Genomic DNA, 24,137 nt, shown 5'->3' with positions numbered 1-24,137 from the left:
CTCCAGACGGCTCTCACGCCGTCGCCGGCGTGTAGAGGTCGGGGGTGATGCGGCAGCTCGCGAAATCCTGGGCGCGGGCGTGGGCGGCCCGGCTCATGGCGCGCAGGCGCGGGCGGTCCCGGTCCAAGGTCACGATGGCGTCGGCCAGCCCGTCGATCACCTCCGCCGCCGCGCGCCCGCGGCAGGGAACGGCGAAGCCGCAGGAGGAATCGATCATGATTCCCGAACCGCCGAGATCGAGGCAGATCACCGGCTGCGCGTTGGCCAGCGCCTCCATGATGACGTTGGCGGCGGAGTCGTGCAGGCTGGGGAACAGCAGCGCGTCGGAGCTTCGCAGCACCTCCATATAGTCGGGCTGCGACAGCCATTCGACGAAATCGACATGTTCGGCGATGCCCAGCCGGTCGGCGAGAGTCTTCCACTCCTCCGACTGCGGACCGCTGCCGATCATCTGAAGCCGTGCCCGCGCCCCCTTCTCGAGTGCCCTGGCCAGCGCCGCCAACGCGTAGTAGCCACCCTTCCAGTAGAGGAAGCGGCCCGAGAAGCGCAGCTTCAGCGGCGCTCCGGCATCGCCGCCGGTTTGAGCCTTCATCGGCACGAAACGCTCGGGCGGGAGGGAGCAGCCGAAATGCTGGCGCGCCTTGTGGCGGTCCCCGGCGGGCAGGACATGGCGGCTCTCATGGGTCTTCACATAGATCAGGTTGTAGCGCCGGTAGGTCAGGCGCAGGAAGGGATCGATGCGCGTCATGGCGATGGCGGCGTCGCGGACCAGCTCCGTCGCGATGGCCTTCCAGCCCAGCGGGCGGATCAGCGGCCAGGGCGCGCGCTCCCCGCCGCCGACCGGGCCGATCACCGACAGGGGCGCCAGCCCGCCGCAGAAGGCGGGGAAGCGGATGCCGCCGATGGTCACGTTGTGGATGATGTCGAAGGGCCGCTGGCGCACCAGTTCCTTCACCACCGCCCGGCAGCGCCATTGCCACGCGATGTAGGACAGCTGGAACCGCGTCTTGCTGTCGTGGTGCGCCATGGTGTCGGGGCGGTCGATGTACACGAAGTCGTCCGGTTCGAAGGCGGTCTCGCCGCGTTCGATCTTGCCCAGGATCTTTGGGCGCAGGCGCCCCTGCGTCACCACCGTCACGCGGCAGCCAGAGCGCTTCAGCCCCTCGCCCCAGTTCCAGCCGTTGGCGGATTCCGACCCGCTGTCCGGCTCGCAGGCGAAGGCCACCAGAAGAACCGACTTCCCGGCATTGGCGGACCCGTCGGCGAACGGTTTGCTCATCGTCCATCCTCCCTCAATCGATGCGGCAGCGGGGACCGGTTTTCGAGTTCGTTGCGGTAGATCAGGCCGGCGGCGATGCCGACGCCGAACAGCACCCAGAACCAGATGCCCAGCATCGGCCCCTCCAGCGTCACGTCGAAGGAGGCGTTGATGACGATGGACAGCCAGTAGCAGAAGACGAAGACGAACAGCCGCGCCCAGGCGCGGTCGCCGTTGCGGCGGGCCAGCAGGAAGGCGCGCATCATAAAGACCGACCAGCTTCCCAGCAGCGCCGCCCACAGCGCGAAGCCGGGCACCCCGGCGCGGGCGAGGATCGTCATGTGGGCGTTGTGCGGGCTGCGCAGCACCTGCCCGTCCTCGGCGTCGACCACCTGGAACCCGTCGTCGTCCGCCAGATTGATGCCGAAGCCCTTGCCGTCCCAGAAATGGTCGCCCTGCACGGTGTAGCCGATGATCTTGTCCCACCACATGATGCGCCACTGTTTGGTGCCGTCGAGCGTGGCGGTGTCGGTGGTGCCCAGGATGCTCGTCACGTTGGTGACGAGCTGGTCGACCGACAACTTCCGCGAGGACACCTCGATCTCCAGGTTCAGCACCAGCGCCACGATGACGGTGACCCCGGCGATGCCCAGCAGCGGGGCGAGCTGCCGGCTGCGCGGCACCAGGGCCAGCGCGATGGCCAGCGGCACGACGATGGCGAGCATCCCGCCGCGGCTGTGCGCGGCGACCAGCGCCATGCCGAACACCAGCATCGCCAGATGCAGCGGGTTCAGGCGGCGGAAGCCCAGCAACACGAACAGGGCGACGCCCGCGAAATGCACGCCGACCTCGCCGGGGCGCAGGCTGATGAAGGGGACGCCGTAGCGCGGCCAAGTGGGGATCTGAGCGTTCAGAAGCTGGAACAGCGGGTAGACGACCGGCATCACCGTGACGAAGAACACCGCGAAGCCGCCATAGGCCAGCACGAGGCGGCGCAGCCGCTCCGGCTCGTCGTACAGCAGGGCGATGACGACGAAGGCGAGCAGCCCGTACATCACGATCACGCTGTCGCGCAGCGCGTCGAAGCTGTAGGTGCCGAAGTAGGGCAGCGTGCGCGCCAGCACCCAGACGATCAGGATCGCCAGAAGCGTCCCCGGCAGGCTGGAGACCGTGGCGAAGACCCCGCCGATGCGCAGCATGACCAGCAGACCGGTGAGCAGCAGCACCTCCCCGATGAACAGCGGCGGCGCCCCGATGTAGGCGAAGCCGCGCCCGGCCAGGGAATAGCCCAGCAGGACGACCATCAGGAAGGTCAGGTAATGGTCCGCGGCGCGGGTCCCGCTGCGCCTTGGCGAGGCGAGGACGGCGCTCATGACGGGCGTCCGTAGGCGGCGGCGCGCAGCCGTGCCGCGATCCGCCCCCAGTCGCCGATCGCCACCACCATGCGGTGGGCGTTGGCCGCCATGGTCTGCCACGCGCCAGGGCCGGTGCGCTCGGCCCGCGCCAGCGCGTCGGCCACCGCTTCCGCCGTCAGGGCCGACACGCCGAAACCGGCGCCGTGGCCCTCCACATAGGGGACGAGGCCGGTCTCCCGCGTCACGATCAGCGGCAGGCCGGACAGGGCGGCCTCCAGGCAGCCGGTCGGCATGACGTCGTAGCGCGAGGTCAGGACGAAGTGGTGCCAGCCGGCCATCATCGCCGCCTTCTCCGCCCCGAAGATCGGGCCGTGGATGCGGATGTGGGTGCCGAGGCCGTGGGCCTGTGCCCGCCGTTCCAGTTCGGCGCGGGCGGGGCCGGACCCCGCCAGTTCCAGTGCCCCGCGTCCGCCGGCGCGGCGGTAGGCGGCGAAGCCGTCGATCAGCAGGTCCACGCCCTTGTGGTCGATCTCGTAGCGCGCGCAATAGCCGAAGGTCAGGCGGTCGCCGTCCGGTGCCGCGCGCGGAACGGCGGCGGGGAGCCCGCCGCGCCGCGCCGACCAGGCGGTGTTGGGCAGAAGGCGGATGGCGGCGCCGGGGGCCACCCGGCGGACGATGGCGGCCTCCTCTTCGGTGATGGCGTGGACGAAGCGGGCGCGGGCGAAGGCCGGGCCGTCAAAGACGCGCAGCCACGCGGCGGGCAGGCGGCGTCGCACCCGGCCCGCGACGTCGTAGACGTGCGAGCACTGGCCGTGCAGCGTCACGCCATAGGCGACGCCGCGCCGGTGCAGCCCGCGGGCGAGCGCCGCGAACAGCGGCTTCACCGCGCCGTGGATGTGCACCACCGTGTCCGGCCCGGCGCCGTCGAGCAGGCGGTCGAGAGTCGCGTCCGCGATGGTCAGCGACCGCCCCGACAGCCGCGGCCCGCCGAGGGGGAAACGCTGCGCCGGGCAATCCGCCGGGATGCCGGTCAGGGCGTCGGGATCGTCGGAGAACAGGCACAGCCGCGCGTCGTCGCCCATGGCCCGCTGCTCGGCGATCAGGCTGCGCACCACATTGTGCAGCCCGTTCGCCGAAGAGGGGTGGGCGATGGCCGGCTGGATCACGACGTGCCGGAGGTCGAGCGGGCGCAGCGGCGCCTCTTCCACCGCGAACGCGGCGCTGCCGTCAGCGGGCGACATGGGCGGTCCTCGTCTTGGAGAGGTAATAGTGGGCGGCGCCGACGCGCAGCAGGCTGGAGAACAGCAGGGCCATGCACACCCCGGCGACGCCGTACATCGCGGCCAGCGGGCCGACCACCGCGAACACCGCCAGCGTTCCGGTGACGTTCACCACCAGCGCGAACTGGCTGCGCTGCACGCCGTAGAAGTAGCTGCAGACCATCTCCGCCAGATAGCCGCTGAGCGCCCCGATGGAGAGCAGGCGCAGCGGCCATTCCTGGTCGGCGTAGGGCGACATGGCGCCGTAGACGATGTGCAGCATCTGGTCGGGGATCAGCAGGCCGAGGCTGTAATAGACCAGCAGCGGCGCCGCCCCGATGACGACGTAACCGCGGATCGCCAGCCACGCCTGCTCGTCCGGATGGAGCCCGCCGGTGCCGGACGCCAGGGTGCTGCGCCCGCGCGCGGCGATCTGCGGGACGAGGTTGCCCATGCCGATGATGATCGGGTTGGCGATGTTCACCAGATTGACCACCGCCTGGAACGCCGCGGTTGACGCCATGCCGTCCATCGCCGCCATCAGCCAGACGAGGCTCTGCACCCGCAGCATCAGGAACAGGTTGTTGGCGAGCGCCCAATGCCCGATCGACCAGAAGCGGCGGATTACCGCCGGCAAATCGGACAGGCCGTCGAAGCGCGGGCGCAGGATCGCAAAATGGACGACCGCCCCGGCCAGCGCCGGACCGGTCATGGCGATGAACACCCGCTCCAGCGTCAGGTGGCCGCCCAGCGCCATCAGGTTCAGCACGGCGATCTGGCCCAGGTAGGTGACGCTGTCGCCCCACAGCGCCTTGTCGTGCTTCAGCCCGGACATCAGCCCGCGCCGCCCGATCTCCTGCACCTGCCAGACGATGAAGTAGAGCACGGCGGGGCCGACCAGGTCCGGCATGCCCAGCCCATAGCCGACCAGCGCCACGATGCCGGACAGCGGCAGGATCGAGCCGGCGGTCATCAGGACGGCGCGGCCCGCCAGGGTCCGGCGTTCGGCGCGGTCCAGCACCGCGCCTTCCACCGACAGCGGGTACTGGATCAGGCTGACATTGACGACCTGAAGCGCCAGCAGCACCGACAGGAAGAAGACGAAGGTCCCGTATTCCTCCGACGGGAAGGTCCGAGCGAGTTGGATGTTGATGGCGAACATGCCCAGGCTGACCACGCCCTGGTCGGCAAGGGTCCAGAAGCTGCGGACCAGCGAGGCCGGGATCATTGTCATGCGTTGCCGACCCGCGTCGTCTCGGTGGAAGCGGGCAGGGGATGCCGGTCCTCGTTGGCGGGCCGATTGGCGGCCGGGGCGGTGCGCGGCACGTCGCGGTAGGCCCAGCGCAGATAGTCCGCGGTCAGCGCCATGCCGTCCTCGAAGGGGAAGCGCGGCGCGTAGCCGAGCAGGCGCCGCGCCTTGGTCAGGTCGATGAGCGCCTTGGCCTGATAGAGCGCCAGCTTCTGCGCGTCGGGCAGCCAGAGCTGGTTGCGGCTGGCCTTCTTCTTGAGGAAGTAATGGACCATCACGAGATGGCGCAGCCTCGGCGGCAGGCTGTCGAACCCGCCCTGGAGCAGCCGGCGGGCCGGGCGCCAGCGCACGATGATCTGAATGATCTTCTTAGGGTCCTGAAGCACCATGGCGATGTCGCGCCGCAGACTCTTCATCTCCTTGCGGATGGCCTCGGCGGGCTGGAAGCGCAGGCTGTCCACGCCCAGCGCCTCCTGAAAGCGCCCGAAGACGGCGGCCCAGGGCGGGGCGTCGGGGCCGGAGATCACGAAGCGCTCCCCGATGGCTTGCGGGCTGCGGGTCGCCGCGATCATCGCGTCCACCAGATCGTCGATGTAGACGGCGTTGCACAGGCCGCTCTCCTGCGGCAGCACCACGGTGCCGCTCAGCAGCATCTCGGCGGGGGCGTTCGTCCAGGGCTTGCAGAAGGGGCCATAGACAATGGAGGGCTGGAGCACCACCCCCGGCAGGCCGCGCTTGTGCGCCGCGTCGAGCACCATGGCTTCAAGGTCGAGCTTGTTCTGGACGTAGCTCCAGGTCCGGTCGCCGTCGCGCGTCTCCTCCGACAGCGGGCCGTCGGGCAGCGGTTCGTAGACCGAGAAGGTGCTGAGATGGACGAAACTCTCCACCCTGTTGGCGAGGCTGGCGTCGATCAGCGCGGTCATCCCGTCGATGTTCTGGCGGCGCGAGCGCACGTCGTAGGCGCAGTGGAAGACCCAGTCGGCGCCGGCCACCGCCTTGCCGATGGCCTCGCGGTCCAGCAGGTCGGCGCGGATGATCTCCACCGGGAAGCGGGCCAGACGCACCGCTTGCGCGATGTCGCGGACGATGCAGCGGACCTTGGCGCCATGCTCCAGGCACAACCGCTCGACCAGCCGCCCGCCGATGAAGCCGGCGGCGCCGGTCACCACCACGGTGGGGCCTTCGGTGCGGGGTGACGCCGCTGCGTTTCCGTCCACCCAGGGCAGGATCAGCGGCTTGCGGCTGGCGTAGCAGCGCTCGATCAAGGCGGTGGAGGGCAGGGCCTCGCGCCCGCCGACGGTGGCCGGGCGGCCGTCGCGGATGGCATCGGCGAAGTCCCTCAGCTCCGCCTGGAACAGGTCGCCGAAGATCTGCGGCGGGATGTGGTTGGCGGAGAAGCCGTCATGGACGAAATCGAGGATCTGCGGCACGTCCGACGCGATCTGGTTCTCGTAGAGATGGACCTCGACGCTGCCCTTGGTGCCGTAGACGCGGATGGTGTTGCGCAGGGCGCGGGTGCGGCTCAGCTCCAGCGTTCCGGTGGCGCCGGACGCCATGGTCAGGGACAGCCGGCAGTCGGATTCCAGCCCGCCGTGGCTGTCGTCGCTGTAATCGACCTCCGTCGCCTCCCCGAACCACCACAGCAGCAGGTCCAGCGTGTGCGACCCGGTGTCCAGCAGGACGCCGCCGCCCGCCCCGTCGCGGCGCAGCATCGACGGGGAACTGATGCCCCAGTTGTAGACGAAACCCTCCCGCGCCTCGAAGCGCAGGATGCGGCCAAGCTGGCCGGAGTCCACCAGCGCCTTCAGCCAGCGCACACCGTTGACGTAGCGGCGCATCAGACCGACCGCGAGCACCCGTTGGCTCGCTTCCGCGGTGTGCACCATGCGCTCGGCGTCGGCCAGCGTGACGGCCAGGGGCTTTTCCATGAAGACGTGCTTGCCGGCCTCCAGCAGGCTTTGGCCGACCGGCGCGTGGACCATCGGAGGGGCCGCCACCAGCGCCGCGTCGAACTGGTCCGCCGCCTCCCGCCAGTCGGCCACGGCGACGGGGGCGCGGTTGCGGCCGAGCAGGGCCTGCACCGCCTCCAGCCGCTCCGGCGTCGGATCGACGAGCACGCTCGGCCGCCAGCCCAGGCGGAGCAGCGCCGGCAACAGGTGATGGCTCACGATGCTGCCGCAGCCGATGATGGCGAGCCGCGGGAACTCGGCGTTGGTCATGGAATCCTCGCTTTTGGGATTGCCGTCGCGTGGGCGCCGATCATCGGCGCGTCAATGCCGCGCGGGCGCGTGCAGGGCGTAGTAGTAGGCGTCGTCCTTGTGGCCGTACTTGACGTGCTTGGACGCGACGACGCGCGACAGCACGACGCCGCCGACCGCGCTGTCGACCGACTTCAGCTTGTTGAAGCCGGCCGTCACGGTGTCGAGCGGGGTGTGCTGCCAGCGGACGACGTAAATCACGCTGTCGGCCAGGAAGGACAGGGCCAGCGCGTCGGAGAACAGCATCACCGGGGCGGAGTCGATCACCACCACGTCGTAATTGTGGCGCGCCCACGCGATCAGGTCGCTCATCGCCTGGGAGCTGATGCGGTCGTGCGCGTCGGGCGTGCCGACGGTGTTGCCCAGGACGCCGAGGTTGGTGGTTTCCTGGTGGATCAGGTCGTCGATGCCGACACGGCCGTCCAGCAGATCGGCGACGCTGCCCTGCGGCTGGTAGCCCAGCAGCGTCGCGATGGAGGGGCGGCGGAAATCCGCGTCGATCAGCAGCGTGTTCAGCCCCAACCCGGCCAGCGACCGCGCCAGATTGGCCGCCAGCACCGATTTGCCTTCCTTGGGAAGGGAGGAGGTGACGAGCAGCACCTTGGGCGGCGTCCCCCGCTTGCGCGGCATGCAGGCCATGGTGCGGACGGTCTGGATCGCCTCGCGGAAAGCGCCGATCTCGCGGGCGCGGCGGCTGTCGGGCCGATTTTCAGGGTACAGGGGCAGGTTCCAGGTCGCCTCGTTGCGGGGAAGCGACGGGACCATGCCGAGGCAGGGCACGCCGGTCGCCCGCTCCACCTGGGCCGGCGTGCGCAGGCCGGAGCTGAGCCGTTCCAGCAGCAGCACCAGCGCCACCGCCAGCGCCGTGGAGCCGACCAGCCCGACGCCCAGCGACATGCGGAGCTGCGGGAAGGCCGGGCGGATCGGCGGCAGGGCGGGGGCGCTGAGATGCGCGTCCAGCGCGCCGGTGTTCTTCAGCGCCATCGTCTGCTCGTAGCGTTCGGCGAGGCTGCGGTAGAGCGTGCGGTGCGCGTCGGCGGAGCGTTCCAGGTCGCGGAGCTGGATGCCGGTCGCCTCGATGCCCTTCTGCTGTTCCTGCAGGTCGGCGATGCTCTTCAGCAAGGTGGCCTCGCGGATGCGCGCGACCTCCAGATCGGCGTCCAGTCCCTTCTGGATCTTGCCGACCTCGTCGCGGATGCGCGCCTTCAGCTCGCCGATGCCGCGGCGCAGATTCACGATGTCCTGGTGCTTGTCGCCATAGACCTGCTGAAGCTCGGCCAGCCGGCGCTCCAGCATCGCCTCGGCCTCGCGCAGCTTCTGGATCAGCGGGGAGGCCAGCACCTCCGGGATCGCCGCGGCGTTGTTGGCGGCGGTCTGGTCGCGGGCTTGGCGCACGCGCGCCTCGGCCGCCGCCTTCTGCGCCTGCGCCGCGGTCAGCTGTGTGGCGAGCTCGTTCATCTGCTGCTGGACCATGTTGCGCCCGTCGGGCGGCAGCTCCAGCAGGCTGTTCTCCTTGCGGAAACCGCGGATGGCCTCCTCGGCGCCGCGCACCGCCTCGCGCGCCTCGATGAGCCGCCCGCCGAGCCATTGGTTGACCCGCTCGGTCATGTCGCGGTTCATCTCGGTGCGGTAGTCCAGATAGGCTTGGCCGAAGGCGTTGGCGATGGCCGCGGCCTTGGCGGGATCGACCGACGACGCCTCGATGATGATGGTGAAGGAGCGGTCGTCGTTGCGCGCCTCGATCCGGCGCAGCAGCGTGTCGATGGTCAGCAGGCGGGCCTGGTCCGGGTCGCGGGCGACCGGCCCGTCGTCGGCGCGGAACAGCGCGGTCGTCTCTTGCACGATCCGGCGCAGGACGTCGTTGCCTTCCGGCGGCAGCGCGCCGACGCCGGCCCTGGTGACGCGCTTCAGCCAATGCTCGTCCGCGCCGTCCGGCGCCTTGAGCGTCGGGTTGAATTCAGGGTCGTTGAGCAGGCCCAGCTTTTCGACCACCCGCTCCGCCAGGGCGCGCGAACCGACGATGGACACCTCGCTGCGCACCGCCGGCGCTTCGGGCGTCAGGTTGGACACCACCGACTTGAACTCCGCCAGTTCGACCCGCCGGGAGTCGAGCTGCACCATCGCGGTGGCCCGGTACATCGGCTTCAGCGACTGCATGACGTAGGTGATCGTCGCCGTCCCCAGCAGGATGACGGTGAGCAGCAGCAGCTTGCGCCGCCACAGCACGGCCAGCGTGGCGAAAACGGTCGCCTCCTGCCGGCTGCGCACGTCGGTGGACTCCCCGGCGGCCGATTGCAGAAGACTGTCCGGAAGGACGCTGGCGTGCGCTTCGTGGCCTGGAAGCGTTCCGCCTTTGCCGATCGAAGAATTCACGTCGTCGCCCCTTTCGTCTTGCTGGCTGGCGGTCCGGCCCGGGATGGGCGTGGCGGATGGCTGCAAAAGGACGCGCTGCGCCTTTTTGTTTTCTTTGAAGATAACTGAGAATTCGGCCGCTTTTTAAGGAGCGGGGCCAAATGGTCCGTGATGTTCCGCTGCGGCAACCGTTGCCGGACAGACTTCGAGTACCGTGAATGGCGTCGCTCAACAATTGAAAAAAAGAAGGCCCATCCGTCGCTGTGCTTACGACGGCGGCCCTCATAAATAATCATATCCGATACCCCGTCCGCGTGTTTGACGGTCAACTCCGCGCCGGTCACAGTTCGCCGGGTGCAGCGGAGCCGGCTCTGGCTTCAAAACGCCGAACAACTCCAGACATGGTCGTGCAGTCCCGCGTACAGACGGAATACCCGTCCAATTCGTATGGTGGCGCGCCGCACCTCGTCTCCGGATTTTAAAATATTCGCGACAGCGGGATGGCGCGGTGTCTCCGCGTGCCGCCGCCGTCCGGTCGAATTCCCCGGTCAAACTCCATGGAGAGGCTCAATGACGTCCACGACTGAGCGCGTTCTTGTGACAGGTGGCGCCGGGTTCATCGGATCGCACCTGTGCGAGCGTCTTCTGGCCGCCGGGAAAGAGGTCCTGTGCGTCGACAACTATTTCACGGGAGCGCGTTCGAATATTGCGCATCTGCTGGACAACCCGAAGTTCGAGGCGGTGCGCCACGACATCACCTTCCCCCTCTATGTCGAGGTGGACGAAATCTACAACCTCGCCTGCCCGGCCTCGCCGGTGCATTACCAGTTCGACCCGGTGCAGACGACCAAGACGTCGGTGCACGGCGCCATCAACATGTTGGGGCTGGCCAAACGGGTGAAGGCGACGATCCTCCAGGCCTCGACCAGCGAGGTCTACGGCGATCCCTTCGTCCACCCGCAGCGCGAGGATTACTGGGGCAACGTCAATCCCATCGGCCCGCGCGCCTGCTACGACGAGGGCAAGCGCTGCGCCGAGACGCTGTTCTTCGACTACAACCGGCAGCACAAGGTCCCGATCAAGATGGCGCGCATCTTCAACACCTACGGGCCGCGCATGAATCCGAACGACGGGCGCGTGGTGTCGAACTTCATCGTCCAGGCGCTGAAGGGCGACCCGATCACCATCTACGGCGACGGCTCGCAGACGCGATCCTTCTGCTACGTCGACGATCTGGTCGAGGGGCTGCACCGGCTGATGGAAACGGACGGGACGGTGACCGGCCCGATCAACCTCGGCAACCCCGGCGAGTTCACCATCCTGGAACTGGCGGAGACCGTCATCCGGATGACCGGTTCACGCTCGCGGATCGAGCGGCACCCGCTGCCCCAGGACGATCCGCGGCAGCGCAAGCCGGACATCACCAAGGCCCACGCCTACCTGAAATGGATGCCGCACGTGCCGCTCGAAGAGGGGCTGGAGCGCACCATCGCCTATTTCGCCAAGACCTATTTCTGAGCGCGGCACGGCAGCCGGCAGCGCCGCCGCATCGCTGGGGTGCGGCGGCAGGGAATGGGCCAACAGGGAACGGCGGATGTTCGAACTCCCTTCACGAAACAGCCCGGCGAAGCCGGACTACGGCGCGCGCGTGGGGATGGCCTTCCAAGGCCCGCGGCCGGACTCCGCCTCGCCGGTTGCCGCCGCGGCCTCCGCCCCGGCCCTGCTGTGCGGGCTGGTCGCCGCGGACGCGCTGATGGTCGTCGGGACGGGGCTGGCGGCGGAGGGCATCGCCGCCCGTTTGCTGCGGGCCGCCCCGGCTGATCCGGCCTTGTTCACGGGTGCCGTCACCTCCTTGGCGGGTGTCTTCAACGCGGCGGTCGGTCCGCTGGCGGTGCTGTCGCTGATGTGCTTCTACAGCGCGGGCTGCTACCGCAACCTGCGCCCCAAGGCGGTGCGGCGGACCATCGGTGCGCACGCGGGGCCGCTGTTCGGGGCCTGGACGGCGGCTTTCCTGGTGCTCGTCCTTCTGCTTGGCGTGACGGGGGACCTGCGGCGGCTGGACACGGCGGCGGCGGGGACGCTGTGGCTGTGGTACGGCCTCGGCCTGTTCGGGCTGACCGCGCTGCGCACCTTGTTCCTGCGGTTGGCGCGCGACTGGAATCTGGCCGGCGGGTCGCGGCAGCGGACCCTGCTGGTCGGCACCAACGATCTGGCCTTCGAATGGCTGGACCGCCTCCAGCGGACGGAGGGGGCGGGCTATCAGGTGATCGGCGCGGTGTCCACCGGGGCGGACCGGCCGTCGTCCGTCGCCGCGCCACCCCTGACCACCGCCCGGCTGGCCGGGGTGCCGGTGCTGGGGGGCGTGGCCGGGCTGGTCGAGCAGGTGCGCAAGAACCGCGTCGACCTCGTGGTGGTGGCCCTGCCCTGGAGCGCCGAGGCCGAGATCACCGACATCCTGGAGCGGCTGCGCGTCCTTGCGGTGGACGTCCGCCTGCTGCCGCACCGGCTGATCGCCCGCACCGCCGGCCTGTCGGTCGATGCGACGGCGGGCATTCCGCTGCTGGGCGTCATCCATCACCCGCTGGCCGGCTGGCGCGGCGTGCTGAAGCGGTCGGAGGATCTGCTGATCGGCGGCGCGGCCCTGGCGGTCCTGGCGCCGGTCCTGCTGCTGGCTGCGGCGGCGATCAAGCTGGAAAGCCCCGGCCCGGTGCTGTTCCGCCAGAAGCGCTTCGGCTTCAACAACGAGGAATTCGAGATCTGGAAGTTCCGCACGATGCACACCGACCGCGGCGACCAGTCGGGCGCGCAGCGGACGGTGCGCAACGACCCGCGGGTGACGCGTGTCGGGCGCTTCCTGCGCCGCACCAGCATCGACGAGCTTCCGCAGCTCTTCAACGTGCTGCGCGGCGACATGTCCATCGTCGGGCCGCGGCCCCATCCCGTCGCCATGAAGGCCGGGGACGTGCTGTACCACGAGGCGGTGGAGAACTACGCCTGCCGCCACCGCGTCCGCCCCGGAATCACCGGCTGGGCGCAGGTGAACGGGCTGCGCGGCGAGATCGACAACCTCCACACCGCCGCCCGCCGCGTCGAGCACGACCTCTACTACGTCGACAACTGGTCCCTGGGGCTGGACGCCGAGATCATGGTGCGCACCGCCCTCCTCCTTTTCTGGGACCGCAACGCCTACTGACGAAGCCCCCCTGCCGAACCAACAAACAAACCGCGAAGGAGTTTGACGTCATGTCCGTCGCCCTTGTCACCGGTTCCTGCGGATTGATCGGGTCGGAGAGTTGCCTGCATTTCGGTGCGCTGGGAATGGACGTCGTCGGCATCGACAACGACATGCGGCGCATCTTCTTCGGCGACGAGGCCTCGACCGCGTGGCAGCGCCAGACCCTGGAGCAGACGCTGCGCCAGCGCTACCGCCACCACGCCATCGACATCCGCGACGCCGCGGCCATCGACGCGCTGTTCGAGCGGCATGGGTCCGCCATCTCCCTGGTCATCCACACGGCGGCCCAGCCCTCGCACGATTGGGCGGCGCGTGATCCCCAGATGGATTTCTCGGTGAACGCCAACGGCACGCTGAACATGCTGGAGGCGGCGCGGCGCCATTGCCCGGACGCGGTGTTCATCTTCACCTCGACCAACAAGGTCTACGGCGACACGCCGAACCGCCTGCCGCTGATCGAGACGGAGACGCGCTACGAGATCGACCCGTCCCACCGCTACGCCGGCGGCATCGCCGAGGACATGTCGATCGACGCCACCCTGCACAGCCTGTTCGGCGCCTCCAAGGTGGCGGCCGACGTGCTGGTCCAGGAGTATGGCCGTTATTTCGGGATGAAGACGGTGTGCTTCCGCGGCGGTTGCCTGACCGGGCCGAACCATTCGCCGACGCAGCTTCACGGCTTCCTGGCCTATCTGATGCGCTGCGCCGTCACCGGCACCCGCTACGACGTGATCGGCTACAAGGGCAAGCAGGTTCGCGACAACATCCACAGCAACGACCTGATCGCCGCCTTCCAGGCGTTCCACGACGCGCCGCGCAGCGCCGAGGTCTACAACATCGGCGGCGGACGCGCGAGCAACTGCTCCATCCTGGAGGCGGTGGCGCTGTGCGAGGAGATCACCGGGCGCCCGATGGATCTGGCCTTCAAGGAGGCCAACCGCATCGGCGACCACATCTGGTGGGTCAGCGCGCTCGACCGGTTCCGCTCCCATTACCCGTCCTGGGACATCCGGCACGACGTGCGCAACATCCTCACCGACATTCACGACAGCAATCGGCGCCGTTGGCGCGTGGAGGCCGTGGCATGATCGACCATGGGAAAAAGGAAGTGCTCGGCGTCTATGTCAACGCCGTCGATTACGAGGCCGGCGTGCGCGCCATCATCGACGCGGCGGAACAGCAAAAACCCTTTGCGGTCAGCGCGCTCGCCGTACACGGGGTGATGACCGGGGCGCTCGATCCGGAGCACCGTTACCGCCTGAACGCCATCGACCTCGTGACCCCGGACGGCCAGCCGGTGCGCTGGGCGCTGAACCGGCTGCACGGCGCCGCCCTGCCGGACCGCGTCTATGGTCCGAACCTGATGCTGCGCACCTGCGCGGCGGCGGCGGCGAAGGGACTGCCCATCTACCTCTACGGAGCCACGGCGGCGCTGCTCGACACGCTGACCGCGGCATTGACGGAGCGCTTCCCCGGCCTGATCATCGCCGGCGCCCGCCCGTCCGCCTTCCGCACCCTGAGCAGCGAGGAGCGCGCGGCGGTGGACCGTGAGATCATCGAGTCCGGCGCGCGGATCGTCTTCGTCGGGCTGGGCTGCCCGCGCCAGGAGACCTGGGTCTACGAGCACAAGGCGGCGCTGTCGATGCCGCTGATCGCGGTCGGCGCCGCTTTCGACTTCATCGCCGGGAAACAGCCGCAGGCGCCGATGTGGATGCAGAACAACGGCCTGGAATGGCTGTTCCGGCTGTCCACCGAACCGCGGCGGCTGTGGCGGCGCTACGTCATGCTGAATCCGGCCTTCCTGTTCCTGCTGGCCTGCCAGGCGGTGCAGATGCCGCTGGTCCGCAGCGGCCAGGCGCGCCGTCCGAAAGGAGAGCTTCGATTTGGCTAGACGCGACGGTTGTTTGGTGATTGCCAAAGAGAAGCGCCGTTATTAAAAATGAAAACGCCTCCGATGCTGTGTCTGTGAGTGCCGTTTTTAAAATGAAACGGCCTTGCATCGGCGGATTTTCCTGAACGACCTCGGAACAGCGCCGTGAACCGCGACCGATGCGGCCCGCGCTTCCATGACAGTCGGGGATTCCTGCAATGAGCCTGAAGATCCTGTCGGCGATCGTCGTGCCGCCGCATCTGGCGGTCAGCGGCGCCAGCAAGGCGGCGGAGAAGCTGAGCGTCGCGCTGCAGGCGCACGACCGCATCGACATCGCGAACATGGGCATGGCGAGCCGGGTCCCGATGGATCTGAGCAAGCCGGGCGAGCGCATCGAGGTGCGGACCTCCAGCCCCTTCGCCGGGCTCGATTCCATGCTGCCCAACCGTGCGAAGACCCTGTTCTACCAGTCGAGCATCCCGGCGCTGATCCGCCACGGCTCCTACGATCTGGTGCACATCCACAACCCGATCCCGGCGCTGGAGATGATGCGGGTGGCCCGCGCCTGCGTGGCGAAGGGCGTGCCCTACGTGGTGTCCACCCACGGCTTTGTGGAGATCGGCAACCCGGCGGCCTTCCGGCGCATGGACGCGGCGCGGCGGCTGGCCTGGGACCTGCTGATCGACCGCCCGGTCCGCTACGTCGTCCGCAACGCCGCGGCGATCTGCGCGATCTCGCCCGTCGACCTGCCCATCGTCCGCGGCTTCGGCTTCACGGGGGACGACATCGCCGTCATTCCCTATGGCGTCGACCGACCGACCGAATGGGGGACGCCGACCGCGGCGGACCAGGACATCCACCGCAAGTTCGGCATCCCCGAGCGGGAGGAGGACGGCGGCCCGTTCACCGCCTTCTTCCTGGCCAACCACACGGCCAACAAGGGGCTGGGCGTGCTGCTCGACGCCTTCGTGGGGCTGTCGATGCCGTTCCGCCTGATCGTCGGCGGCGAGAAGCGGGACTTCGTCGATTACGAGGCGTACCAGCGCCGCTGCGGGCCGGGCCAGACCATCCACCTCACCGGCAATCTGGCCGAGGCGGAGGTCGCCGCCATGTTCCGCCGCTCCGACCTGTTCGTCTTCCCGACCCTGGCCGACACCTTCCCCAACGTGATCCTGGAGGCGATGGCCTTCGGTGTCCCGGTGGTGACGACCCGGGTCGGCGGCATCCCCCATCAGGTTGACGACGGCTGCGCGGTGATCGTCGAGCCGGGCGACCCGCTGGCCCTGCGCGCCGCCGTCGAGCAGCTGGCCGCCGACCCCGAGCGGCGGGCACGGATGGGCCGCCACGGCCGCCTGCGCGCCACCCAGCGCTTCGACTGGGCCGCCGCCGCCGCCGACACCCACCGGCTCTACGAGGCGGTGGTCCGCCGCCCGTCGGGCGCCGCCGTCCTCAAGGCCGCCTGAACCCCTGCCAAACACCCCCTGCCCAACCGGTAAAAGCCGCAGCAATGGAGAAGACACCTATGGAAGGCAAAACGCTCGTGACCGGCGGGGCCGGCTTCGTCGGCTGCAATCTGGTCAAGAACCTGCTGGAGGACGGGCGCGACGTCGTCGTCCTGGACGCCCTGCTGCGGCCGGGCAGCGAGCGGAACGCGGCGTGGCTGCAAACCCTCAACGCCGGCTCCCGCCTGACCTTCATGAAGGCCGACGTGCGCGATTTCGCCGCCGTCAAAGCCTGCATGGCCGGGGCGGAGGAGGTCTATCACCTCGCCGGGCAGGTCGCGGTGACCTCGTCGCTGGACGATCCGCGCACCGACTTCGACATCAACGCGCTCGGCACCTTCAACGTGCTGGAGGCGGCGCGCCGCATGAAGACTCCGCCGAAGGTGGTCTTCACCTCGACCAACAAGGTCTATGGCGGGCTGGAGCATGTGGCGGTGGAGCAGACCGGCAGCCGCTACCGCTTTGTCGACCGTCCGCTCGGCGTCTCGGAGGCGGAGCCGCTGGACTTCCATTCGCCCTACGGCTGCTCCAAGGGGGCGGCGGACCAGTATGTGCGCGACTACGCCCGCATCTACGACCTGCCGACCGTCGTCTTCCGGATGAGCTGCATCTACGGCCCGCGCCAGTTCGGCAACGAGGACCAGGGCTGGGTCGCGCATTTCATCATCTCGGCGCTGAGCGGGCGGCCCATCCACATCTACGGCGACGGCATGCAGGTGCGCGACGTGCTGTTCGTCGAGGACCTCGTGCGCGCCTTCCGCCTCGCCACCGAGAAGATCGAGGTCAGCCGCGGGCAGGTCTTCAACATCGGCGGTGGTCCAGAGAACACCATCTCGGTCTGGCGCGAGTTCGGGGAGATGCTGTCCACCCTGCGCGGCGCGCCGGTGGAGGCCGATTTCTCCGACTGGCGGCCCGGCGACCAGCCCTGCTACGTCAGCGACATCCGCAAGGCCGAGCAGGTCCTCGGCTGGCGCCCGCAGGTCGACCGCGACACCGGCATCCGCCGCCTGTGGGACTGGGCGGAACGCTACCTCGCGCAGAACGGCCTGCCCACGGACCAGACCCAGCTCGAACCGGGCCGCATCGCCCTCAGCGCGTAACCCGACCCCTGTGCGGTGGAGGAACCAATGAACGTGCTTGTAACGGGCGGGGCCGGATTCATCGGCTCCCACATCACGCACCGCCTCGTGTCGCTCGGCCATCGGGTGACGGTGATCGACAACGAGTCCACCGGGCTGCGCTCCAACGTGCCGGCGGAGGTGCGCTACATCCGCGGCGACGTCACCAACCCCGCCGACCTCGACGCGGCGTTCGAGGAGGTGCCCGACGCGGTGATCCACATCGCCGGGCAGGTGTCGATCATCCGCGCCTTCAGCAACCCGGTCGGTGACCTGCGCACCAACGTGGAGGGGACGGTGAACGTCCTCCAGCAGTGCGTCGAGCGCGGGGTGAAGCGCCTGCTCTACGCCAGCTCGATGAGCGCCTACGGCAACGCCGCGGTGGTGCCGACGCCGGAGGACACGCCCTGTTCCCCGGTGTCCTACTACGGGGTGACGAAATACGCGGGCGAGCGCTACGTGCATCTGACGGCGGAGCGGCCCGACCTGCCGGGCGGTCTGGCCGTCACCTCCTTCCGCATGTACAACGTCTACGGGCCGCGGCAGGCGGTGGACAACCCCTACCAGGGGGTGCTGGGCATCTTCCTGGGCAACATCATCCGCGGCGAGCCGATCCGCATCTATGGCGACGGCAAGCAGACCCGCGATTTCGTCTTCATCGACGACGTGGTGGACGCCTGGGTCGGCGCGCTCGACAACCCGGCCAGCCACGGCAGGATCTTCAACCTCGGCAGCGGGCGGCAGACCAGCATCAGCGAACTGGCCGACCTCGCGCTGGGGGCCCTGGGGCGCACGCGGGCCGACCATCCCGTGCTCTACCACCCCGAACGTCCGGGCGAGCAGCGCAGCGTGCAGGCGGACGTGGCCTACGCCGGGGCGGTGCTCGGCTGGACGCCGCGCACGCGTCTGGAGCAGGGGCTGGCGGAAACCGTGCGCTGGGCGCTGCGCGAGAACGGCCGGGACGATGTCCAATCGAGCGGCCAATCAAGCGGCATGGCGGAGCGCGCCGTGGCCTGACGGTCATTTTTCAAGCCGGCCAACCTTCGAGCCGGCCAGGGATGGCTTCGGCAACGCCATCAAGCAACAGGAGTGGAATGATGCGGATCGCTGTTGTGGGGACCGGCTATGTCGGTCTCGTGTCCGGCGCCTGCTTTGCCGAATTCGGCATCGACGTGTGCTGTGTGGACAAGGATGAATCGAAAATCCGGCGCCTGAGGGGCGGCGAGATCCCCATCTACGAACCCGGCCTGGACGTCCTTGTGGCGCGCAACATGGCGGCGGAGCGTCTGTCCTTCACGTCCGACCTCGCGGTCGCCATGGAGGGGGCCGACGTGGTGCTGATCGCGGTCGGAACCCCCTCCCGACCCGGCGACGGCGGGGCCGACCTGACCTACGTTCACGCGGCGGCGGCGGAGATCGCGCGGACGATGACCCGCTACACGGTCATCGTGACCAAATCGACGGTGCCGGTCGGCACTGGCCGCCAAGTCGCCGCCATCGTGCGGGACATCAACCCGCGCGCCGAGTTCGACGTGGTGTCCAATCCGGAATTCCTGCGCGAAGGCTCGGCCATCGGCGACTTCATGCAGCCCGACCGCGTGGTGATCGGTGCCGATTCTGACCGCGCGCGGGCGGTGATGGACGCTCTCTACCAGCCGCTGATCCGCGCCGGGACGCCCTTCGTGCATACCGGCATCGAGACGGCGGAGCTGACCAAATACTCGGCCAACGCCTTCCTGGCCTTCAAGATCACCTTCATCAACGAGGTGGCCGACCTGTGCGAACGGGTGGGGGCCGACGTGCAGGACGTGGCGGCGGGCATGGGGCTGGACGGGCGCATCGGGCGGCCGTTCCTGAACGCCGGGCCGGGCTTCGGCGGCTCCTGCTTCCCCAAGGACACCGAGGCGCTGGTGCGCACCGGGCGGCAGCACGGCGCGCCGGTCCGGCTGATCGAAACGGTGGTGGACGTGAACCGGGCGCGCAAGCGGCTGATGGCCGCGCGGATTCTCCAGGCCTGCGGATCGGACGCGGCGGGCAAGAGGATCGCCGTGCTGGGCATCACCTTCAAGCCCGACACCAACGACATGCGCGAGGCGGCGAGCCTGGAGATCATCCCGCTGCTTCAGCAGGCCGGCGCCACGGTTCACGCCTACGACCCCGCCGGCATGGAGGAGGGGCGCCATCTGCTGCCCGGCGTGGTCTGGCACGACGACGCCTACGCCCCGCTCGCCGAGGCCGACTGCGTCGCCATCCTGACGGAATGGAACGAGTTCCGCGCGCTGGATCTGGGCCGCGTCCGCGGCCTGATGCGCCGCCCGGTGATGGTCGATCTGCGCAACGTCTACGACCCGGCGGCCATGGCGGCTGCGGGGTTCCATTACGGATCCGTTGGCCGGCGCGATGTGCGGCCCGACGCGGCGAAGCGGCGCAAGGCGGCGGAGGCGATGCTGCTCAGCAACAGCTTCGCGGGCGACGCCTGTGTCCTGCCCTTCTCCGGACAGCTTGCGGCCGCCGCTTCCGACCTGGCGGATTGACGCGGGCGCGGTGCCCGTGCACTCCGGCCACGCAGCGGTGCCCTGACCGGGCCGTCCCCGCTCCGGCGATGGCGGCCCGGCGCGGGGAGCCGGCTGGGATCTCCCGATTCCGAAAGACACAGCCATGTTCGGGTTGGACGCGCTGGCCGGCATCCGTCGAGACTTCATGCCCCGTGCGCCCGCCGGCGCGCGGGGCGGTGCCCGTCCTCCCCGTTCCGATGCGCGGACCGGCGGGCGGGCACCGATCGCCGTGCTGCTGATCGACGACCGCGCGCTGTTCGGCGAAAGCCTCGCCGCGGCGATCACCGCCTTCGCGCCGGACGTGGCGGTGAGCCACCAGCGCAGCACCACGGCGCTGGCCGACCTTCCCGCCGCCCTGCGCGGCGCCGACGTGGTCCTGGTCAGCATCGGGCGCGCCGACCCGGCGAAAGGCGGGGTCGGCCACCTGCTGGACGCGCTGTCCGGTGGTGGTCCTCATCCCCCCGTGGCGGTTCTCGCCGACCGGCCCGGCGCGGCGGTGGCCGCCGCCGCGGCGCGTCTCGGGCTGCGTGGGGTGCTGAGCGGACGGATGCCGCTGGCCGAGGTGATCGCTGCCCTGCGGCTGATCCACGGCGGCGGGACGGTCAGTCCAGATCCGGACCCTGATCCCGACTCCCGCTGATCGACTCCCGGGCGGACGGTTCGGCCGGCTGCCACGCCTTGCGCACGGCCTCGGCGCGGTTGGCGGCGCCCAGCGCCCGCAGGATGCCGCGGACATGGACCTTCGCCGTGTTCTCGCTGATCCCCAGTTCCTGCGCGATGACGCGGTTCGATTTCCCCTCGCGAAGCCGTTGCAGCACGCCGCGCTGGCGCGCGGTCAGCGCCGCCCCGCCGGTCGGCGCGGGCGGGTCGTCCTCCACGGCCTCGCCATGATGCAGCGGGCGGTTCAGGAAGGGGGAGGGGAAGAAGGTCCCGCCGCCGGCCACCAGACGGACCGCCTCGCGGGCGACGGCGAGGCCGACGCTGGTCGGCAGGCACCCCCGCACGCCCAACCGGCTGGCCTCCCGCGGCAGATCCGTCTCCTCCCCATCGGTCAGCACGACCAACGGCGTTCCGCCGAAGGCCCCGGCAAGACCGCGCAGCGTCGCCAGGACGCTGCCCCCGGGCGGGGTCAGGCTGGCGACGTTGCACAGCACGACGGCGGGAGGGGTTCCGGCGGCAAGGATCGTCCTCGCCTCGTCCAGGGACGCCGCGGTCCGCACCTGGAGGGACGGATCACGCAGGCTGAGACCGGCGGACAGGCATTCGCGGGTCAACGGGCTTTCGTCGAGAAGAAGGGCCGCGATGCCCCGGTGCCCGTTTGCCGGTCCGGGAGCGTGTGCGCCGCCATGGGGTGATGGAGCCGCCGTCCCGTACGATGCCATGAAGGATGTCTCCCGACCCATTATTCGAACCTGATGCTGCACTGCACCCTGTCCACCGTCAACGTCAATCCCGCGCAGAATTAGCCAAGTCGGCCTTGGTCTTTACCTCCTATTTGAAATATTTCCCATCGAACCCCGTGTATTCCGGAGGGGTTCGGGTGGTGCACATCCTGAAGCGCAGCGCTTGGTCTCTCTGATCTTTCCATTGGTCAGAGCATATCGCACCCTGACTTGCACCATTTGGGCCTGTTCTTTCGGATGCGAAGGAGACATGGGGCGTCGGCAGCCCCATCCGGCCCGGTCCCAAGATGCGGCGGGATGCACGGTCTACACCGCCCCCATCCGCACAAAGGCGTACGCGCCCTGGGAAACACGGCCTGAAGGGCGCCGAAATGAGTACGGACTAAAACGCGGCCCCATCACAACCTTGCATCGAAGTGCGTATTTACCGGTCCTGCTGTTCTGGTAACGTTGAAAACATCAAATGCAGATCGCGCAAGCATTCCTGATGATCTTCCAACAGAAACAGGCCAACCGGTCGGCAGGGGAAGACGCTGAAAATGGAAAAAATAAAATCTTTCCGAGTATCCGCGAGCGGACGCGCTCACCCGAGAATTGAAGCCCCACTCACCGGCAAGGGCGGATCGCGGTCCGCAACTCCGGTTTGAAGAGATGGGACGCATTGGCGTTTGACCGAAAGGGGGAGCGGATGACGACGGACATCAAGCATCAAGCGGGGATCGCCCCAGGGATCATGCCCGGCATCGTTCCAGGCATTGCGGTGGTCCTGGCCGACCCGAACAGCCTGACGCGGGATTGCTTCTCGCTCGGGCTCGGCACGCTGTGCCGGGACATGACCGTGCGGTCGGTGGCCTCGCTGAAGGACGCCGCCGGGGCCCTGGCGCGGGACGGGCGGGCGGAGGTCGTGCTGTGCAACATCGGCGCGCAGGCGGGGCTGAACGACGTCCTGTGCGCGGCCATCCGCGACGCCGTGTCGGCCTGCCTGCCGGTGCCGCTGGTGATCATCTCCGACCGCGACGACGGCGGGATGATCCTGGAAAGCCTGCGCCTTGGCGTGCGCGGCTACATCGTGCCCAGCCTCGGGCTGGGGGTCATGCTGGAGGCGATCCGGCTGGTCGCTGCCGGGGGCACCTTCGTGCCCGCCACCTCGCTGCAATCGCTGATCGCGCCGGCGCCCGGCACCATCACCGTTCCGCCGCCGGGGCCGGGCGCCGACCTGCCGGTGACCGACCGGATCGGCGGTCTGACGCCGCGCGAGATGGCCGTGCTGACCTGCATGCGCGAGGGCAAGTCGAACAAGCTCATCGCCTACATGCTGGGCATGTGCGAGAACACCGCCAAGGCCCATGTCCGCAATGTGCTGAAGAAGCTGGGCGCCACCAACCGGACGGAGGCCGCCTTCATGGCCCACGCCCATCTGTCCCGCGGCGCTCCCCTGGAATCGAACCGGCCCTGAGCGGGCGGCCCCCGATGGATGGCCGGCGCAGGAACGGTGCGGGGCGTCCCCGCACCGTTCCTGCGCCGGCTCACTCCTCCTCGCGCATGACGCGGCAGACCGCTTCCGTCCGGTTGGTGGCGCCGAGCCGCCGCAGGATGTTCCGCACATGCACCTTGACGGTGCTTTCCCGCATGCCGAGCTGGTGGGCGATGACCTTGTTCGGCTTGCCCTCCTGAAGGCATTCCAGGACGGCGATCTGGCGCGGTGTCAGTTGGGTCAGGTGGGGCTTGCCGTTGACCGCGGGCGTCGGCACGGATAACGCGGCGTGCAGCAGCGGCTCCGTCACCGTGCCCTGGTCCAGGATCAGCCGGTGCAGGATGGTTGCCGGAACGAAGATGCCGCCGGCCGCGACCAGACGGATCGCCTCCAGCGCCATGGTGAGTCCGACGGTGGTGGAGATGTAGCCGTGCGCGCCCTGGCGGATGGCCTCCAGCGCGGTCGCCGTCTCGTCGGAATCCGACAGCATGATGAGCGGGATGCCGTCCAGCACCTCCAGAAGTTCGGCCAGCCTCGGCCGGAACTCCGGATCGGAGGCGAGCCGCCCGCTGAAATTGGCCAGCGCGACGTCCGGCGCGCCGTCCCGCCGCACCACGCTTTCCAGATCGGCCAGGGAGGCCGCCGTCAGCACCCGCACCCCGCGCCCGCACAGGTTCAGGCTGGTGGACAGGCTTTCCCGGGTGAGCGGCGTCTCGTCATGCAGGATGGCCGTGACGATCTGTTCCTCCCCCAGGGGCCGTCCACCTCCGGACATCCGGTAATAGGAGCCGAACGGGCCGGAGTCGTTCATCGGGGCGGCGGTCAGGGAAAAGGCTGCCAGGATACGGTTGGGCGTGACGGTCGTGAGCGATGGGGTGCGGCGGGCGGCGTTGGGCGAGCGCGCTCCGTCTTTGCACGGCAACATACAAGACCTCCTTCTGCCACACCCATGGACACACCGAACCGCGGAGCAGGCCAGGACCGCCGCCAACATCGCCGTCAACATCGCTGCTGCGAAGACTTTGGCCCTGTTCGGTCAAGTGAACCGGATCGCGAGGGAAAGCGATGCCGCGAGAGGATTTTGCGACTGCTTCCATGCTATAACATCCCAGGAGTTTTTGACCGTCAATCGCAAACAAGATCATAATACTGTGCGCAGATATCCGCAAAATACCTCCAAATTAGTAAGTTTTTCAAAATTGTAACAGTGAGTTTTTTAATTTTTGATTGTTAGGTCCTGATAGATTTT

General features: G+C 68.9%; 19 protein-coding genes. 11 read left to right on the top strand and 8 right to left on the bottom strand.

Annotated elements, in window-relative coordinates:
- Positions 1-13: 13 nt before the first annotated feature.
- From FBZ83_RS07915 to FBZ83_RS07890, 6 genes are read right to left on the bottom strand one after another with little or no spacing between them, the layout of a single operon-like run.
- Positions 14-1,279: a glycosyltransferase family 4 protein gene (locus tag FBZ83_RS07915; protein WP_145681936.1), complete on the bottom strand. Its 1,266-nt coding sequence runs from the start codon at positions 1,277-1,279 to the stop codon at positions 14-16.
- Complete coding sequence (locus FBZ83_RS07910; protein WP_145681935.1) at positions 1,276-2,631, bottom strand: O-antigen ligase family protein; 1,356 nt, start codon at positions 2,629-2,631, stop codon at positions 1,276-1,278. Before FBZ83_RS07910 ends, FBZ83_RS07915 begins: the two co-directional genes overlap by 4 nt.
- Positions 2,628-3,854 (bottom strand): glycosyltransferase family 4 protein, encoded by a 1,227-nt coding sequence (locus FBZ83_RS07905; protein ID WP_145681934.1) that lies wholly within the window; start codon positions 3,852-3,854, stop codon positions 2,628-2,630. The genes FBZ83_RS07910 and FBZ83_RS07905 overlap by 4 nt, the downstream gene beginning before the upstream one ends.
- A complete protein-coding gene (locus FBZ83_RS07900) occupies positions 3,841-5,106 on the bottom strand; it encodes a lipopolysaccharide biosynthesis protein (RefSeq protein ID WP_145681933.1) in 1,266 nt (421 codons plus the stop codon). The genes FBZ83_RS07905 and FBZ83_RS07900 overlap by 14 nt, the downstream gene beginning before the upstream one ends.
- Positions 5,103-7,340 carry an NAD-dependent epimerase/dehydratase family protein gene (locus tag FBZ83_RS07895; RefSeq protein WP_145681932.1) on the bottom strand — a complete coding sequence of 746 codons (2,238 nt, stop codon included), beginning with the start codon at positions 7,338-7,340 and terminating at the stop codon, positions 5,103-5,105. Before FBZ83_RS07895 ends, FBZ83_RS07900 begins: the two co-directional genes overlap by 4 nt.
- Positions 7,341-7,391: 51 nt before the next feature.
- On the bottom strand, positions 7,392-9,647 hold the full coding sequence (locus FBZ83_RS07890; RefSeq protein ID WP_145681931.1) for a GumC family protein: 2,256 nt from the start codon (positions 9,645-9,647) through the stop codon (positions 7,392-7,394).
- A 54-nt stretch (positions 9,648-9,701) separates the two neighbouring features.
- Between FBZ83_RS07890 and FBZ83_RS31370 the strand changes: the two genes are divergently transcribed.
- The 10 genes from FBZ83_RS31370 to FBZ83_RS07845 all read left to right on the top strand — a co-directional run bounded on the left by FBZ83_RS31370 (position 9,702) and on the right by FBZ83_RS07845 (position 20,651).
- Entirely contained in the window at positions 9,702-9,860 is a 159-nt protein-coding gene (locus FBZ83_RS31370) for a hypothetical protein (protein WP_186466002.1), read from the top strand.
- A gap of 441 nt (positions 9,861-10,301) precedes the next feature.
- Positions 10,302-11,249, top strand: coding sequence for a UDP-glucuronic acid decarboxylase family protein (locus FBZ83_RS07885; RefSeq protein ID WP_145681930.1), 948 nt, complete (start codon positions 10,302-10,304; stop codon positions 11,247-11,249).
- Positions 11,250-11,325: 76 nt separating this feature from the next.
- Positions 11,326-12,924: an undecaprenyl-phosphate glucose phosphotransferase gene (locus FBZ83_RS07880; RefSeq protein WP_145681929.1), complete on the top strand. Its 1,599-nt coding sequence runs from the start codon at positions 11,326-11,328 to the stop codon at positions 12,922-12,924.
- 50 nt (positions 12,925-12,974) lie between these two features.
- Positions 12,975-14,054, top strand: a complete 1,080-nt coding sequence (locus FBZ83_RS07875) for an NAD-dependent epimerase/dehydratase family protein (RefSeq protein ID WP_145681928.1) — start codon at positions 12,975-12,977, stop codon at positions 14,052-14,054.
- Entirely contained in the window at positions 14,051-14,857 is an 807-nt protein-coding gene (locus FBZ83_RS07870) for a WecB/TagA/CpsF family glycosyltransferase (RefSeq protein ID WP_145681927.1), read from the top strand. The genes FBZ83_RS07875 and FBZ83_RS07870 overlap by 4 nt, the downstream gene beginning before the upstream one ends.
- Positions 14,858-15,054: 197 nt before the next feature.
- Positions 15,055-16,299 carry a glycosyltransferase family 4 protein gene (locus FBZ83_RS07865; RefSeq protein WP_145681926.1) on the top strand — a complete coding sequence of 415 codons (1,245 nt, stop codon included), beginning with the start codon at positions 15,055-15,057 and terminating at the stop codon, positions 16,297-16,299.
- Between the two features lie 59 nt (positions 16,300-16,358).
- Entirely contained in the window at positions 16,359-17,438 is a 1,080-nt protein-coding gene (locus FBZ83_RS07860) for an SDR family NAD(P)-dependent oxidoreductase (RefSeq protein WP_145681925.1), read from the top strand.
- A 27-nt stretch (positions 17,439-17,465) separates the two neighbouring features.
- Positions 17,466-18,473, top strand: coding sequence for an SDR family NAD(P)-dependent oxidoreductase (locus FBZ83_RS07855; RefSeq protein WP_145681924.1), 1,008 nt, complete (start codon positions 17,466-17,468; stop codon positions 18,471-18,473).
- Between the two features lie 80 nt (positions 18,474-18,553).
- On the top strand, positions 18,554-19,990 hold the full coding sequence (locus tag FBZ83_RS07850; RefSeq protein WP_145681923.1) for a UDP-glucose dehydrogenase family protein: 1,437 nt from the start codon (positions 18,554-18,556) through the stop codon (positions 19,988-19,990).
- Between the two features lie 124 nt (positions 19,991-20,114).
- Complete coding sequence (locus tag FBZ83_RS07845) at positions 20,115-20,651, top strand: response regulator transcription factor (protein WP_145681922.1); 537 nt, start codon at positions 20,115-20,117, stop codon at positions 20,649-20,651.
- Here the strand turns inward: FBZ83_RS07845 and FBZ83_RS07840 are convergent.
- The gene (locus tag FBZ83_RS07840; protein ID WP_145681921.1) at positions 20,614-21,393 is read right to left on the bottom strand and encodes a response regulator transcription factor; all 780 of its coding nucleotides are present in this window, start codon (positions 21,391-21,393) and stop codon (positions 20,614-20,616) included. The two genes, FBZ83_RS07845 and FBZ83_RS07840, sit on opposite strands and share 38 nt — an antisense overlap.
- 709 nt (positions 21,394-22,102) lie before the next feature.
- Here FBZ83_RS07840 and FBZ83_RS07835 point away from each other — a divergent pair.
- Positions 22,103-22,870: a response regulator transcription factor gene (locus tag FBZ83_RS07835; protein ID WP_145681920.1), complete on the top strand. Its 768-nt coding sequence runs from the start codon at positions 22,103-22,105 to the stop codon at positions 22,868-22,870.
- A 70-nt stretch (positions 22,871-22,940) separates the two neighbouring features.
- On the opposite strand, the gene FBZ83_RS07830 is transcribed toward FBZ83_RS07835, so the two are convergent.
- Positions 22,941-23,813, bottom strand: a complete 873-nt coding sequence (locus tag FBZ83_RS07830; protein WP_145681919.1) for a response regulator transcription factor — start codon at positions 23,811-23,813, stop codon at positions 22,941-22,943.
- Positions 23,814-24,137 lie beyond the last annotated feature (324 nt).

The sequence above is a fragment of the Azospirillum brasilense genome (assembly GCF_007827815.1).
Lineage (GTDB): Bacteria > Pseudomonadota > Alphaproteobacteria > Azospirillales > Azospirillaceae > Azospirillum > Azospirillum brasilense_C.
The sequence above is the reverse complement of the archived record's forward strand: the minus strand, read 5'-3'. Positions and strand labels throughout refer to the sequence as shown.

Excerpts from the sequence above, each read along its gene's own strand:
- FBZ83_RS07915 (WP_145681936.1), bottom strand. The coding sequence starts at position 1,279 with ATGAGCAAACCGTTCGCCGACGGGTCCGCCAATGCCGGGAAGTCGGTT.
- FBZ83_RS07910 (WP_145681935.1), bottom strand. The coding sequence starts at position 2,631 with ATGAGCGCCGTCCTCGCCTCGCCAAGGCGCAGCGGGACCCGCGCCGCG.
- FBZ83_RS07905 (WP_145681934.1), bottom strand. The coding sequence starts at position 3,854 with ATGTCGCCCGCTGACGGCAGCGCCGCGTTCGCGGTGGAAGAGGCGCCG.
- FBZ83_RS07900 (WP_145681933.1), bottom strand. The coding sequence starts at position 5,106 with ATGACAATGATCCCGGCCTCGCTGGTCCGCAGCTTCTGGACCCTTGCC.
- FBZ83_RS07895 (WP_145681932.1), bottom strand. The coding sequence starts at position 7,340 with ATGACCAACGCCGAGTTCCCGCGGCTCGCCATCATCGGCTGCGGCAGC.
- FBZ83_RS07885 (WP_145681930.1), top strand. The coding sequence starts at position 10,302 with ATGACGTCCACGACTGAGCGCGTTCTTGTGACAGGTGGCGCCGGGTTC.
- FBZ83_RS07880 (WP_145681929.1), top strand. The coding sequence starts at position 11,326 with ATGTTCGAACTCCCTTCACGAAACAGCCCGGCGAAGCCGGACTACGGC.
- FBZ83_RS07875 (WP_145681928.1), top strand. The coding sequence starts at position 12,975 with ATGTCCGTCGCCCTTGTCACCGGTTCCTGCGGATTGATCGGGTCGGAG.
- FBZ83_RS07870 (WP_145681927.1), top strand. The coding sequence starts at position 14,051 with ATGATCGACCATGGGAAAAAGGAAGTGCTCGGCGTCTATGTCAACGCC.
- FBZ83_RS07865 (WP_145681926.1), top strand. The coding sequence starts at position 15,055 with ATGAGCCTGAAGATCCTGTCGGCGATCGTCGTGCCGCCGCATCTGGCG.
- FBZ83_RS07860 (WP_145681925.1), top strand. The coding sequence starts at position 16,359 with ATGGAAGGCAAAACGCTCGTGACCGGCGGGGCCGGCTTCGTCGGCTGC.
- FBZ83_RS07855 (WP_145681924.1), top strand. The coding sequence starts at position 17,466 with ATGAACGTGCTTGTAACGGGCGGGGCCGGATTCATCGGCTCCCACATC.
- FBZ83_RS07850 (WP_145681923.1), top strand. The coding sequence starts at position 18,554 with ATGCGGATCGCTGTTGTGGGGACCGGCTATGTCGGTCTCGTGTCCGGC.
- FBZ83_RS07845 (WP_145681922.1), top strand. The coding sequence starts at position 20,115 with ATGTTCGGGTTGGACGCGCTGGCCGGCATCCGTCGAGACTTCATGCCC.
- FBZ83_RS07840 (WP_145681921.1), bottom strand. The coding sequence starts at position 21,393 with ATGGCATCGTACGGGACGGCGGCTCCATCACCCCATGGCGGCGCACAC.
- FBZ83_RS07835 (WP_145681920.1), top strand. The coding sequence starts at position 22,103 with ATGACGACGGACATCAAGCATCAAGCGGGGATCGCCCCAGGGATCATG.
- FBZ83_RS07830 (WP_145681919.1), bottom strand. The coding sequence starts at position 23,813 with ATGTTGCCGTGCAAAGACGGAGCGCGCTCGCCCAACGCCGCCCGCCGC.